This is a genomic window from Verrucomicrobiia bacterium (genome assembly GCA_035765895.1).
Lineage (GTDB): Bacteria > Verrucomicrobiota > Verrucomicrobiia > Limisphaerales > DSYF01 > DSYF01.
In genome coordinates this window covers 1-14,872 of sequence record DASTWL010000036.1, presented here as the reverse complement: position 1 = coordinate 14,872, position 14,872 = coordinate 1, and the positions used below count along the sequence as shown (strand labels likewise).

The 14,872-nt window shown below is 63.2% G+C and carries 5 protein-coding genes; all 5 read right to left on the bottom strand.

Annotated elements, in window-relative coordinates; translation table 11 throughout:
• On the bottom strand, positions 1-463 hold a 463-nt coding region (locus VFV96_07950), incomplete at its 3' end, for a hypothetical protein (GenBank protein HEU5070331.1).
• Positions 464-539: 76 nt separating this feature from the next.
• Positions 540-2,444: a family 43 glycosylhydrolase gene (locus tag VFV96_07945; protein ID HEU5070330.1), complete on the bottom strand. Its 1,905-nt coding sequence runs from the start codon at positions 2,442-2,444 to the stop codon at positions 540-542.
• 27 nt (positions 2,445-2,471) lie between these two features.
• On the bottom strand, positions 2,472-6,929 hold the full coding sequence (locus VFV96_07940; protein ID HEU5070329.1) for a LamG-like jellyroll fold domain-containing protein: 4,458 nt from the start codon (positions 6,927-6,929) through the stop codon (positions 2,472-2,474).
• The gene (locus tag VFV96_07935) at positions 6,926-7,606 is read right to left on the bottom strand and encodes a hypothetical protein (GenBank protein ID HEU5070328.1); all 681 of its coding nucleotides are present in this window, start codon (positions 7,604-7,606) and stop codon (positions 6,926-6,928) included. Before VFV96_07935 ends, VFV96_07940 begins: the two co-directional genes overlap by 4 nt.
• Positions 7,607-7,995: 389 nt before the next feature.
• Entirely contained in the window at positions 7,996-14,487 is a 6,492-nt protein-coding gene (locus VFV96_07930) for an autotransporter-associated beta strand repeat-containing protein (GenBank protein ID HEU5070327.1), read from the bottom strand.
• Between the last annotated feature and the right edge of the window lie 385 nt (positions 14,488-14,872).

Below are 14,872 nucleotides of genomic sequence, written 5' to 3'. Positions count from 1 at the left end.
CAACCGTCCGGCCCCATTCCTTTGCCCGCATGGCGTGCGCGACGATGTTCGCGGCCCAGTTCGTGGAATTCACCACGCTGCCGTCGTAATACCACGGGTCAATCGTGGGCGAATCTTCATTGATGCAAACCGTCGTGAATGGGTTGGCCCACCGGTCCACCCAGGTCAGCCGGTTGGTGAGGAAATAAAGCTGCGCCGCGCCAAGCTGCCCGGCCACCAAAGCATTGGTGGTGGTAAAAGAAATGCGAACGATATCCACGTTGTTCGTCCCCATGAAAATGCCGCCGCGACGAACATTGTTTTCGTCATACCAGGCCGTGTCCAAGCCCCAGTTGGCCGGCTTGGATACGCCCGCATCGGTCGGGCTGAAAAGCACCGTGCGATCTTGAGCATGCAGAATCTCGGCGGCGAACAGCACAAACGTCAGGCAGGCCGATATTTTAAGCTTTGGCAAACACATCATTGGGCTTCATTCTTACTGCGCTCTTCCGCCTCAATTTTCCGCCACAATAACGCACCAAGTTTGAGCACACCGAACATCAATACACCCGGAACTCCCAAAGCCCAGGAGTTCCTTGCAGAATGGTCAGTTTGAGATAACGGGCTTGCACGGATTTGGCGTCCGTATGCGGAGACTGCACCTTGAGGTCCTCGTGCCCGCCGTAAGGCTGCCACGTTTTCCCGTCGAGCGAGCATTCCAACTTGTAAGCATGGCCGGCGGTGGGCTTGACGAAATAAAGCTCGGTGCGCTTGATGTCGCGCGCCTCGCCCAAATCCAGTTGATACCACGCATGGCTGTCGTTCGCGGCGGCCATCCAGCGGCTGCCGTTGGAACCATCGAGCGCGTTGGCGGGAGCGTGAGTTTCGATCCGGTTCAGCAGGGGATCAGAGATGGGCGGAATGCGGAAGTCCGGCAAGGTTGACGAAGCCGTGGCGCTCTTTCCCAACGCGAGATTGGGCGTGGCATAATCAGGATCGGGCCGCAGCGCGCCCACACCTTGCAAGGTCAAGGTGATCGGCTGAATGGTGCCGTTGGCGTTGAAATTCATTTTGTCCGCCATCACCTGGCGGGTCGTGCCGCTGCGGCCGTATTCGAGATAAACGAAATACCATTGCGGCGAGCCTTGGGGATTGAAGAAGCAGCCGTGGCCGGGGCCGAAAATTCCCTTTTGCCGGTCGGTCGTGGCGATGATGTCCTGCTCCGGCGATTCCCACGGGCCGAGCACCGAGTTGTGGCTCATCATGTAGGCGTATTGGTAGTTTTCGTTGCCGCCGAGCGTGTAGAGGTAATAGAAAATGCCGTTGCGTTTGAACAGGCATGGCCCTTCCGAGTAACCGCCGCGCTTGGTGCGAATCGGGACCGGCTCACCGTCGAAACCGGAGAAATCTGGCTTCAATTTCGCGATGTAACGCTGCGACCAAGTCATGTAATAGCTGCCATCGTCGTCGTGCAAAATTTCCGCGTCAATGGGATGTCCCACGTTGATCGGAAACTGTTTCCAGCCCGAAGTCTTGTTGATGTCCTTGCCGTCCAGCGTGCGAAACGGGCCTTCCGGCGAATCGGCCACGACCGCGGTGATACGATTGTCGAGCGTGGGGAAGAGGTAATAGCGGCCATCCTTGAGCACCGGCTTGCTGGGCGCCCAATATTTCGCATCAAAGTTGTCCGGGAAAATGGACCCGGAAAAACTCCAGTTAAGAAAGTCTTTTGATTTCCACACCACCGGCAAACCCGAAGTCGCCAATCCCCGGCCCGCGCCATCGGTCGTGGCGTAGAGATAAAATGTTCCGTTGAACTCCGCGACGCTGGGATCGGCAATCAAATCCGGAATAAGCGCATGGCCGAACTCCCGTTGCGCGTCTGCGTCAGACGGCTTGCTGGCGGTTTGAATCAGTTTGTTGTCGAGATACGCCCGGACCATGTTGCCGCTCAGTTCGACCTTGATGTCATACCAGCGACCCGTCTCGATGCTGCCGTTCACCGGCTCCGCAAACATGCCGGGCGATTCGATGGCGTGCCGGGTGTTGCCCCAGCCGCCGAGATTCCACCACGACTTGACGTTGGTGTCGGCCTTCGGCATCGCGAACAGAATCAGAAAGCCCTCGTTGCCGCCCAGCTTCCGCGCCTTGAGCGTGAGCGTGTAGTCGCTCCACGAAGGATCGCCGACAAGCGCACGGGCATCCTCCTCGTTGCTCGTCTGCCGCAAGGCGCCATCCACCACTTCCCACTGGCCGCGCGCGGTCTTCCAACCTTGCAGTCCGTTTGAGAAGTCGCTGGCAAAGAGCGTCTGCCCGCCTTTCACGACCTTGATGTCTTTGAACTCAGCCCGCGTGGCCCACGTCCCGACGCCAATCATGCCGGACAGGGTATCGGCTGCTTGCGTCGGCTGCCATCCACAGGTAACCGCCAGGCAGACTGTCATTTTGAGGACTAATTTTTTCATTCTTTTGATCCAATAAACCATCCGTGGTCACGGGTAAACGAGCCGGTAAAACACACTGGCGTTGGCTGGATTCACCGGCAACGTCATCAGGTTGGTCGCGGTCGCGCCGGGGACGTCAAACCAATTTGTCCCCAGCGAATTGGTCTGCATTTGCAGCCGCCAGCCCGTGTGATCCGCCGGCCAGGACAGCGTAAACAGGTTGGTGCCGCCGTCCGGCGTGAGCGTGAGGCTTGGCGGCGTCAACGAAACCAACCGGACGGCTGTCTCGCCCGCATTCGGGCTTTCGCCAACCGCATTCACCGCCGAGAGCGTGTAGTAATACACTGTGCCGTTGACCAGGCCGTTGTCCACGAAGCTGGTGCCGACCGGGTTGCCGATGGTCGTGTATGGCCCGCCGCTGACGGTGGCCCGCTTGACGTAGTAACTCGTGGCGTCACCGCTGGGCGGCCAGCTCAAATCAATCCGATTGTTCGCGCCCACGTTGGCCGCAAGGCCGGTCGGCGCCGCCGGGAGTGCCGGTGGCGAGCTATACAAAAACGCCGCCGGATTGAGCACGCCGGTTGTCAGGCGAATATCATCCAGATAACCGAAGAAGCGGTCCGTATGGCCGCCGTTGTAGAGACCGCGGCTGACGGCGATGACGCCCGGATCCCAGTCCGCACCATCGCCCGCTCCGGTGGCAAGCGCCGGGTTGGCGCTGGCCGAGATGTCCAGCGTGCCAAGCAACGTGTAATTGGCCGCGCCGTCGGTGACGTTCTTCAAATAGAGCGCGAGCGTCCGGCCATCGGAGGTCGCGGCCACGGCCTGCCATTTGGCGGAGGCGACGGCGCTGCCTGCGGATTCCAGGTTCCAATTGTTCCCTGCCGCATCCGTGAACTGAATGGCCAGACTGCCGGCAGGACGCACGGCGAAATAGAGGGTGGACAACGCCGTATTGCCCGCGTAGGCGCCCTGACTGTCCCGGCCGATGAAGGTCTGAAAGCCACTCGTGGCCGAGTCGGGCCGGATGACCGCCTCCATCGTCCACTGTGCCGGGCTCCACGTGGTGAGCGCGGTGCCGATGGCGGACATCGCGGGATAGCTGTTTGCGTTCTGCACGCTGAGCGTGTTGGCCGTGCCGGTTTGTGGGGTAACGGCGGCGGGAACCTGCGCCCGATACCATTCCCAGCTCGACGACCACGCGGAGAGCGGATTTCCGCTGCCGGAAACATCGTGGATGCTGCCGTCATATTGACCGGCGGTGCCCGGACTGTAAGGCACGTAAGCATCCGCCGTTCCCTCCTCAAAATTCCAAAGCGCCTTGGTGACCATGGCGATGGCGGCCGCCGGTGCGCTGTTGGCGCTTTCCCCAAACGAGTTCACCGCGCTGACCACGTAGTAATAGCTCGTGCCTGGAACGAGACCACCGTTGCTGAAGCTCGTGCTGGTCACGCCCGTCGCGATCATCGTGTAAGGTCCGCCCGCAGTGGGGGCGCGTTGAATGCTGTAGGACGTTGCCCCGTAGGCCGCATTCCAAACCAGCCGCACCTGCGTGGGAGCAACCCACGACGCGGACAAGCCGGCCGGAACCAGCGGCGGCACGTCGTTCGTGGAGCCGACGCTGATGACGCCGGAAAGGATGGCATTCGTGTCCCATTTGAGCCCGGCCGCGAGCGCCGGCAACGAATAAGCGGAGAAGCTGCCACTGATTGTCCCGGCCTGAAACAGGGTGAACGTATCACCATACGCCAGCGTGCCTGCCAGGTTCGTCACCTGAAGCGTCCCGCCCAGCGTCAGCGTGCCGCCGACGACCACCTGGTCGCCACCGAACGGAGATTTACGAATCTCCATGAAGGTCGTGGTGCCCAACTGAAGGGTCACGTTGCCATTTGCGGTGAACGTTCCAATGCCCGGGCCCGGCGAAATGGTTCCTCCGGCTTGCACCGTCACCCGCCCGGTCACAGACCCGGTTCCACCAAGGGTTCCGCCGCTTGCCACTGTCACGGGGCCAGAGCCGGTGGTGGCGCCATTGACCAACAGCTTTCCGCCGTTGACCAGCATGGCGCCGCTCATCGCGTTGGCGCCGGAAAGCGTCAACGTCCCCGTGCTGCTTTTGATCAGCGTGCCGCTGCCGGAAATGGCGCCGCTTACGATTTGATCCGCCGTGGTGCTGAAGGTGAGCGTGCCGTTGTTGACAACCGGCATGGCCTGATCGCCATTGTTCAGCCGGCCTGCGCCACCCACGGTGAAGGTGCCGCCATTGATGTCGATTTCCCCAACGTGCGAATTGTTCGGATGCGTCAGCACCAGCGTGCCGGTGTTCTCCTTGATCAGCAGGCCGGAAACCGGATTGGGATATAGCGGGACGGTGACCAGCGAATCCCCCGAGGCGGAGCTGGACAACGGCACCGCCAGCGTCAGCGTCGTGCCGGGAGCCACGTTGAACAGGGCCGCGCTCGCGCCAACCCGGATGCCGCGGTTCGAGTTGGAGAGGGTCAGATTGCCGGTGTTGTAAAGGATGCCGCGATTGAGCGTGAGCTGGTCAGCAACAAAGTTGGTAGGATTGGCGCCGAGGCGGGCTTCGGAATTGATTGAAATGGCGCTAAAACGTCCGTCGCCAACGATGGTTTTTCCGGTGAACGCGGTGTTGTTGCCGCTCAACGTCACCGTGTTGTTCACCAGCAGCAGATCGCCGCCGCCGCTCAGGTTGGCGGCGAGGTTCACCGGACCGTTGGCAGCGCGCACCCGCGCCTCGTCGGCGGCAACGTTGAGATTTCCGGCCAGTGTCCACGTCCCGGAACCGGCGTTCAGGAGTTCCGCGTCGGTGCCTCCGAGGCTCAAATCATTGACGGTGATCGTGCTGCTGGAGGTGCCCTTCCAGGTCAGCGCGCCACCCGTGAGCTTCAGGGATTGTCCCGCGAAGGATCGCGAAATGCCGTCCGCGGGCGTGCGGAGCCGGAATCCATACGTCTCATAGCTCTTGCCGGCGCCCGGCGCCAGCCCGTCGCTCCAGTTCCCGGCCGCAGCGAACGAAGCCGAGCCAATCGGATCGTCGCCGGTGAGGACCGCATCGGCACTCACCCGGTTCGGGCCGAGCCGCGCGTTGGCGGCGATTTGGTCGCGGGTCATCGCCACGTTGCTGATGCGGACTTCGTCATACTCGCAGTTGGCCAGCGCATCCGAGCCGTAGGCCGAGCGGCCCAGCCAGTTGTTCACGTCCTGCAAGGCCGACAACGCGTAGCCCACGTCGAGATAGGCCACCTCATCGCCGTCGCGATACCAGGTCCAGCGTCCACTGCTGCCGCCCGTGCTCGCGTAGGTGATCGCGTAATGATGCAGCACGCCGGCCGCCGTCGGAAGGCCGCTGTCGAGGGTGACGGAGGTCCCGCCGTTGGCCGAGTCGAAGCGCTGTGCGTTCAAATCCGTGCCGTTGCACGCCGTGAGCATGATGTAGTTGGCCGTGCCGTTGTTGAAATCCATCAGCCGCGCCCAGTTCTGCGCCGAGATCGTCCGGGCCCAAATTTCGATGGTGACATCCGTGTAGGCCGAGATGATTCCGCCAGGCAATTGCAGATACGCCGCGCCACTGCCGGCCGCACCACCGGGCAACACCAGGCCGCTGCCGTTGAAGACGGCGCCATTGCCCTGAACGGTGGCCATGGCCACACCTGAAACCAAATCGGTGACCGTCGTGCCCGCCGAGACGGCCGCGGCGGGCTGGTTGAAGGACCAGTGACGAACGACGTTGTCCAAATTCGGCGCGGTAATCACCCGCCCGTAACTGTCCGAAACACCCTGACAGGTGGTGCTGATGAGGTAGGCATTGTCGCCCCCATTGGCTACCCAGCCCAGGCAGCCACCGTCCCCTTGCAGCCGGATCCCATTGAGCCAGATGTTCGGGTTGCTGAAAAAATACGGCGGCGTGGCGCCGCCCCCGCAATAATTGTGCATCATCACCGTCTTGCTGGGATCGCCTTTGCCGCCTTCGTGAGCACAACCGAAGTTGTGCCCGCCGAGTTCATGCGCCACGACCGCGGCCCAAAACTGGCCCGGGTCGAAGGCCGAGTAACGGCCCGGCTGCTGCGCCACGGCCGCGGCGCCATCTGCGGTGGAAACACAAAGCCAAGTCACCAAATCCGCGCCGCGTGCGTTGCCGGCATCCACCACGTCCGTCATGTGCGAATCATAACTCGCCATCCAATTGACGAATCCGCCCTTGGACGTGGCCTGATAAAGACTCTGGGCCGCCTGATAATAGCCAACGATGCGGACCTTCGCGCCGGTGCCGCTGCGCTCGTGAATGGCATTGCAACCCGCCACGGCGTTGGCGGTGAGCACGTTCGCGTTGTCCTGCCCGCCCACGGAGGAGGAATAGCTCTGATCGTAGGCCACCAGCAAATCTGCCTCGGCAACAGCGAAGGCCGGGTTGCCACCGTGAAGCGCCAGCGCGACGCCGATGACGGGCAGGGCGGTCCGGACCGTCCGCTTCAATGTGAATGGTTTCATTGGGCAATCTTGAAAGTGTTGGTGGTTTTGATGGGCTCGCCCTCGGGCAACGCCAGATACGTCTCGGGATCAAAACTCGTGAGGATCAGCTGGCCCGGTTCCCGCGGGAAGGCCTGCAAATAGATGCCGTCCGCCGGGGAAACCACCGTGAACGCCTCGCGGCCAAACTGGAAGGCCAGCGTGACCAGGGAGCCGGGGCGATTCGCCAGCCGGCCCGTGAGCGTGCCGGACTGTTTTGAAAACTCCACGTCCGCACGCTCGACCGCAAATGGCAGTTCCTGGCCATCGAAGCCGGGCAGCGTGAGTTGTTTGACGGGTTCGCCACTCGCCCGCGACTGTTCCATCACTGAAGCCGTGGTGTTCCGGATGTAAACGAGCTGCCGGCGTTTGAGGCGGCGGTTTTCCTCCACCATGCGCTGGTATTCCCGGTCATTGTGCGCCAGCTGGCGGACGACATTCGTGTCCATGGCATCTTCGGCCGTCCATTGAAAGCTGGCGCTCTCGCGAGCGACCGGAAAGGGCCGCATTTGAAAACCGGCGTAGTTCGACACGCCAACCGCAACGGGAGCAGGCGGCCGGTTCACAGGCGGCACGCCCGGCTGGGAACGCGCCGCCGCCGCCGTCGGCTGAGGAGCGCCCTCGGACGCGGTTCCGGACGGCGCACGCCCGGAGAGCATAATGAACAAACCTGCCGAAACCAAGCTAACGGAGAGAAGCCCCCACAGAATGCGACGCTGGATTCGCGAACGATTCATGGGGTTCCAACCTCGTGCTGGCTCCGCTTGCGCCGAAGGCAACCGATGCGGCCAAGACGTCGTTCGGGACAGGCGGCGGCACGACCACGCGATGCCCGGAACTCGCCGCGGCGGCAAGCAGGAGGTGTCCGGCCGCGGCAACACGGCGAAATTGCGAGGAAGGGGCGGCGCGTCATGAAGCTGTATTCGCAATAAAAAACCGCTGCCTCCGGCGAACCCCAAGACGCCCCTGGCCTTGGCGTGCGCGTGAGTGCAGCGGTGAAGCGGCCGGGATTGCGGCAGATTGCCGCAATCCCAGCCCGATCAGTTCATCACGGCGTCGTCAGCTTCAGCCGGTAGAACACCGCCGGATTCGTCGGATTCACGGTGAAGTTGGTCGTGGTCAGCGCCTGGCTGCCCGCGACGTCCACCCAGTTGGTCGTGAGGCCGACCCCGAGCACATTGGTCTGCGCCTGAAGCGTCCAGCCCTGGTAGCTCGCCGGCCACGAGAGCGTCAACACGTTGCCGCTCACCCCGTAAGTCAGGTTCGTGGGCGTGGTCGGCGTGGTTGAGACGGACAACACGCGGATGGAGCCGTCCACGGCGAGGTTGTTCGTCCAATGCACACCCGAGCCGCCACCGGAGATGGCCAGCGCCGCGCCGTTGACGACCGGCTGGCTGAACAATTTGAACGTGTTCCCCGTCACGAGAGCCGGGCCGAGGTTGTTCACCTGCACCGTGCCGGTGCCTGTGTTGTTCAACGTGCCGCTGACCACGCACACGTCGTTCGTCGCCGGATTGGTCGTGTTCACATCCACAGCAATGTTGCCGGCGATGGACAGGTTGTTGTTCACCGTCAAGGTGCCGATGGCGCCCACGGCCGCGCCAGGCGCCAGGGTGCCCGCCGCGCCGATCGTGACCGGACCGCTGATCACGCCCGTGCCGCCGAGCGAACCCGCATTGACCGCCGTCGGACCGGTGTAGGTGTTGAGGCCGTTCAGCGACAGGGTGCCGGCGCCGAGCTTGGTCAGACCGCCGTCCGGGTCGTTGTCGCCCGCAACGGCCGAGTGTTGCAGCACCTGGGGAATGCCCACGTTGAAACCGGCGGTGTCGATGATGGCGCCGCCGTTCCGCACATTGGCCGCGGCATTGCCGGAGCCTAGGTTCACGAATGCCGCGTTGTTGGCCACCGCGCGCAGCGTGCCGCCGTTGAAGTTGAACGTCCGTGTGCCCGAGGCGTTGGCGGTGAGGATGCCGAACACGCTCAGCGTGCCGCCATTCAGGTTGAAGGTGTTGTCAACGGATCCGCCGTTTCCTTGGTGCAGGTCAACCACGCCCGATCCGCCGACGGTCGTGTGATTGTCACTGAAGAACGTGACCGCGCCGCCATTGAGGTTGAACACGTTGATTCCGGTGTTACCCGAAATGGCGAACCGGATATCCGTGTTCGCATTGATGTTCAACTGACCACTGTTCACATCAACTTCGGACTGCGATGTGTCCCACTGGCTCATGATGAGCCAGCGTTTGGTCGTTGAAGCGAGATTCAGCGTGCCGCCGTTTACCACGACTTTTCCGAGGTTGGCATTGCCGGCAAAACCGAGCAGCACGTCGCCCTCCGAATTGAGTGTGCCGCCGTTTTCGACGGTTACGGTGCCTGTGACGGTATTCTGGTTGTTGTTACCCCGGCCAACAATGAGCCGGCCGCCCAGCGAGACAGTCGCATTGGTAACCGTAAGCGTGCCCACGGCATTGTAGGCCGTTCCATTCTGATCCGAATACCCAACTCCAAGGTCGCCGCCGGTAGTGAGACTGCTCCCAGCCACGGTCATGTTGCCACTCCCCGTCCGGTATCCAACAAACGAAAGGCCCGTGCCGAACACCGTCGAACCCGCTGGAATGTTCAGGGAGCCACCGTTGACGGACAGGATGCCGGTCAGTGAATTGCTGGCGCCAGTCAAGGTCATCGTGCCGTTGCCGGCCTTGACGAATCCCCCGGCACCGCTCAGACGGCCGGCGAAGGTCGTGCTGCTGTTGTCGCCGCCCGCGGTCAGGTTGCCGCTGAGCATGACGACGCTGCCGCCCGTGGTTCCACCGCCCGACAGCGAGCCGACGGTTTCACCGTTGGTAATCTGCAAGGTGGCGCCGGCCACATTGGCCAGCGTGACCGCACTGGAATCACCGATGGCACTGCCGCCCGCAACCGCCAGGGCTCCCGCGCTGATGGTGGTGGGGCCGGTGTAACTGTTGCCCGCAAAGCTGACGGTCGCGGTGCCCGCGCCCGTCTTGGTCAATCCCGTGGTGCCCGCGATATGGCCGGGGCCCTGGAAGGTGTAGCTCTTCGCGCTGTTCGTGATGAGCACGTTGGCCGGGCTGACAGTATTGCTCAGGATCACGACGCCGCTGCCGGTGTCATCAAAAATGACCTTGTCACCGGGCGGCGCCAGTTCCGCGTAATCACTCGGCGAAACACCCGACAGCCAGTTGGTGGTGGTGTTGATGTCCCACAGGTTGGTCTTGCCGGGATCGGCGTTGTAGCCCTGCCAGACGATGCCGCCCGAACCGCTGACCGTCACGTAGATGGTCGAGGTGGCCACGTCGTTTGACACGGTGCCCGAATAACCGTGCGGCGTGCGCGCCACGGGATTCAGATAGCCGCTGCCGGCCAGCGCGCCCGTGTATTTCAACACCGGGAAGGTGCCGGAATTCAGCAGGCCCGAGACGCTGATCGTGTTCGTGCCGTTGAGTGTCACCGGGCCGCATTCCAGCACGGCGTTCGCCGGGTTGGTGCCGGTGAGGAGGCTGAACGCCACGATGGTTGAATCCACACTGGCGCTGCCAAGCGTCAAAGCGCCCACCTGCGCCGCCCCGCTGGTGGACAGGGTCACGCCGAACGTCGCCCCGCTGGCCACGTTCACCGCACCCGCGGCCATCCGGTGCGCCGGCGTCACGAGGAGCGTGCCCTGGCTGACCATGGTCGGGCCCGCGTAGGCGTTGGACCCGGTCAACGTGAGGACGCCCACACCGAGTTTCGTCAACCCGCCCGTGCCCAAATCCCCACCGATGTCGCTCGTCAGCAGTGGCTGCGCGAGGGAGACGTTGAAGGTGGCGGTGTCAATGACGGCCCCGCCATCCCGCACGTTGGCGCGGGACAAGCCTTCGAAGAAGGCCGGGTTGCTGGCGGCCGCCTGGAGCGTGCCGCCGTTGAAGTTGAAGACGGCATTGGTGCCGGCGCTGGACGCCACGTTAAACGTCTGGAGCGTGCCGCCGTTCAGGTTGTAGGTGCCGCTGGAGCCGGCAAAGCGGGCGAGGTTGAGGCCGCCGGCCGCCGCGCTGAACAGGCCGCCCGACTGGTTCACCGTGCCGCTGCCGTAACCGCCGATGCGAACCGCCGCCGCCGCCAGCACCGTGCCGCCGCTCAGATTGTAGGTGCCCACACCGCCCGGGGCGTCGGAACGACGGCCGCCGATCGTGAAGTTGCCCGCCGTGGTGGACGTTTGCGTCACCGTGCCGCCGGTCTGGTTGACCGTGCCGATGGCGGTGGAGGCGGTGCTGTTGGCCGAGGCGATGAAAATGTTGTTCGCCGTAAGGGTGGCCGTGTCCTGGAGGTTGAATGTGCCGATCGAGCTGTCCACGTCGGCCACGTTAAAGTCCGACGAGGTGACGAAGGCGCCTGAACCCTTGAGGGTCAGCGTGCCGTTGTCGGTGCCCATCTGGCCGACGCTGTTCCAGGTGGAATTGCTGATCCAGAAGCCGGTATCGAGCACCAGCGTGCCGGAATTGACGAAGACGTGTCCGACGATGGGGTTGGTGGCAGCCAGGGTCACCGCGCCTTCACCGGTTTTGAACAGCGAACCCGCACCCGCAATCGGTCCGCTCAGCGTCACATTGCCATTGAGGAGCGAACTGAGGGTCAGGTCGCCCGTGCCGGCGATGCTGCCACTCAAGGTCGCCGACACATTTGAAACCACGCCGATGGTGGAGCCGGCGGTGCGGGTGATGGTGCGGGCGCTGGCCAGGTTTCCGTCCAGTTCCAGCGTCGCACCCAGCAGGCTTACGGGCCCGGTGTTGGTGCCCAGGGCGCTGTCGCTGGCAATCGCCAGCGTGCCGCCGCCGATGATCGTGCCGCCGGAGTAGTTGTTGCTGGTGCCGATGAAGAGCGTGCCCAGATTGGTTTTGACGAGGGTCACGGAACCATCGATGCCGCCCGCGCCGATGAAGTTGTAGGGCTGCGTGTTGTTCACCGTCAGGGTCGCCGGGACAACCCGCGTGGCAATCGTCACGTTGGTTCCTTCCAGCGTGTAGTAGAGGTTGTCGTCAAACGTCACGTTGTCGCCGTAGGTGTTGCCGCTGTATTGGAGATACTTCGCCGCGCCGTAGTTCCAGTTCGCGCTGTTGTTGATGTCCCAGGTGGTCAACGGCGTGCCCAGGCTGTCCGCCCCATACCACGTGAGCACCTGCCCTGCGCTGGTGACAAGCAAATCGACGGAGAGGCTGCTGGTGTTGTTGACCAGCGAGGCCACGATGCCGGGCGGCAGCGAACCGAGCTTGAAGTTGTTCAAGTTCGCCAGGGGCGTGCCCGCGTATTGAATGAGCGGGAACTGGCCGACGCCGAGGCCGCTGGCCGTGATGTTGATGACGTTGGTGCCGGAAACGGAAAGCGAGGTGGCGTTGATGGCCGCCGCGGGCGTGCCCGAAACGGTGCCGTAGCTCAGGTTGTTCGTGGTGGCTCCCGCCAGCGTCAATGCCGCCGCCGGCAGCGGGGTGTAGGAATAGCTGCCACCGGAGGACAAGTCGAGCGACAGGCTGGCGTTGCTCACCGTGACATCGCCAGCAGTGGTGGGATAAACAGTCGGCGTATTGACCGCCAGCGTGCCGGCCAGCACCTTCGTGGGGCCGCTGTAAGTGTATCCGCCCGCGAGCGACACCGTGCCAGTGCCCAGTTTGGTCAAACCGCCCGTGGTGCTGTTGGCCGCCAACGTCGGCGCGCCGAGCGTCGCACCCGTGCCGCCACCACCCGCCAGCGTCACGGTCGGCGGCGTGTTGTAGTCGTTGCCCGGATTGGTGACGAGGATGTTGGTCACCGTGCCGAGCGTGTAATCAATCTGCGCAATGGCCGTGGCGCCGCTGCCGTCCACGTTGGTGATCAGCACGAGCGGCGCGTCAATGTAACCGGAACCGCCGGCGGTGACCGGAATGGAGGTGACGCCCTGCCCCGAAGGCGCGAGCAGCTGCTGGCTCACCGCGACGTTGTTCCCGCCATCGTCAATCGTGGCGCCGCCGCCGTAAACGTAGGCCGCGGTCAGGTTGGTGATCAGGGTGCTGTTGCTGCCCGAGGCTTTGAGCGTGCCACCATTGAAGTTGAGCACCTTGCTCGTGCCGGAGTTACCGTTGATGCGGCTCGCCGTCAGCGTGCCGCCGCGGAGGTTGACCGTGCCATCACCGCTGGCATTGACGCCCACCGTGATGTCCTGCGCCGAAATGGCCACCGAAGCGCCATCGGAAATGTTCAGAATGCCCCGGCCGCTCTCGCCGACCATGAACGACCAGCCGCCCACATACGTGTTGGTGAAGGTCGCGTTGCCGCTGAAGCTCACCACGCCCACGCTGGATCCGCCGGCGCCGAGCGTGGCGGGACCGAAGTGAATGGCGTTGCCGCCCGTCTGGTTATAGACGCCGAGTCCGGTGCCCAGACCGAGCGTGAAGAAACCGGAATTGGTGATGGCGAAAGTGCCGCCAAATTGTGAGAACGCACCGTAGGCGCCGCTCGCGCTGCCCATCGCCACCTGGCGCGGAAGCGTCACGCTGCCGGAGTTGAGATGCACCGCGCCGATCAGGCCCGAGGCATCGCCGATGTTCAGGCTGGAGTCATAGGCGTTGGCCGCGTTGCGATTGAAGCTCACCGAGGCGCCGTTGATTTCCATCACGCCATCCACCCACGCCGCACCCCAGCCGGCGTTCGCTGAATAGGTGCCCGCGTTCAAGATCAGGCGGCCGCTGTTGGCATCCATCGCCAGCATGTCGCCGAAATTGTTGGCCGCATTGTTCAACGTCAGCGTGCCCGCGCCGCGTTTGATGAAGCCGAGCAGGCCGCCACCCGCACCGTTCTGGATCACGCCGTCAAACGTCTGGGACGTGCTGGTGTTGACGAAAAACCACCGCGTCGTCGCGCTGCCGTTTTCGAGCGTGCCACTGCCAGTGAGGCCGGCCGTCGTCATGTCATTGACGCCAATCTGAATGGTGCCCGCCGTAATGTTCAACGTGCCATCCAGCGTGCTGGCGCCGCCCGCGCCCAGCGTCACGGTGCCCGCGCCGGATTTGGTCAGGTTGAACGGCGAATTGATGACGCGTCCCGCGGTCAAGTTGTGGCCGGAACTCACATTCCAGGTTTGATCCGCGGCCAGGCTGACGGTGTTAGCCAACGTCAGGTTGTTCGCAGAAGCGGACAAATCAAAACCGCCGGAGCCCAAGGTCAGCACGCCGGTGCCCGTCACGGAAATGTCCGTCAACGCCCCGGAAACGCTCACGCCAAGCCAGTTGGTGTTGGCGCCCAGCGTCAGACCGGCGCCGAGCGAAGTGCTGTCCCACGTGGCCACATCCGCGGCCGAGGGCGCGGCGGCGCCGTTCCAACTGGCGCCGGCATTCAAGTCCGTGCCCGTGGCGGCTTTGGTGATGTTGGCGGCGTGTGCGGGCGCCAACGCGGCCTGCCAGGCGGCCAGTGCGAGGCCGACAGCCGCATACGAGGCGGTGGTTTTGGATCGCCAAGCCGCGGATGTTTTGGGCCGGGCCTGGTCTTTGGTTTGGGGGTGGATTTGGGTCTTCATTTTGTTTTTTCGGTTCTGGGAGCGGAACGATGCGGTCCGCCATCACCAAAGGCTTCACGCCACAGGCCTGGGAAAACAGCCCCTCGGCCGAACGCGGGGACGGCCGAACGCGTGAAACATTCGTGCTGAATCATGATGGCTACATGAGATGAAGCGGATTCCCCAAGCAAAACCCGACATCGATTCGGTAACTTTCGTTATTTATTTTGTGCCTCGCCCTAATTGGATTCCACAAGAGAATAATTAGTCGGTCCTGAAGAACCTGTCATGTGGGAGCGGGTGTGAGGACGAGGCGAGCAGAGGGTGAAAGATTTCGACCGGAAAATTGAATTGGGTGCGTGAAATCCGGTCGAAAGGAGCGATGCAAGCCAAGCCTTCCGGGACG

Bases quoted from the DNA above. Each gene is read 5' to 3' on its own strand.
- VFV96_07935 (HEU5070328.1), bottom strand. From the start codon at position 7,606: ATGCTCTCCGGGCGTGCGCCGTCCGGAACCGCGTCCGAGGGCGCTCCT.
- VFV96_07945 (HEU5070330.1), bottom strand. From the start codon at position 2,444: ATGAAAAAATTAGTCCTCAAAATGACAGTCTGCCTGGCGGTTACCTGT.
- VFV96_07940 (HEU5070329.1), bottom strand. From the start codon at position 6,929: ATGAAACCATTCACATTGAAGCGGACGGTCCGGACCGCCCTGCCCGTC.
- VFV96_07930 (HEU5070327.1), bottom strand. From the start codon at position 14,487: ATGAAGACCCAAATCCACCCCCAAACCAAAGACCAGGCCCGGCCCAAA.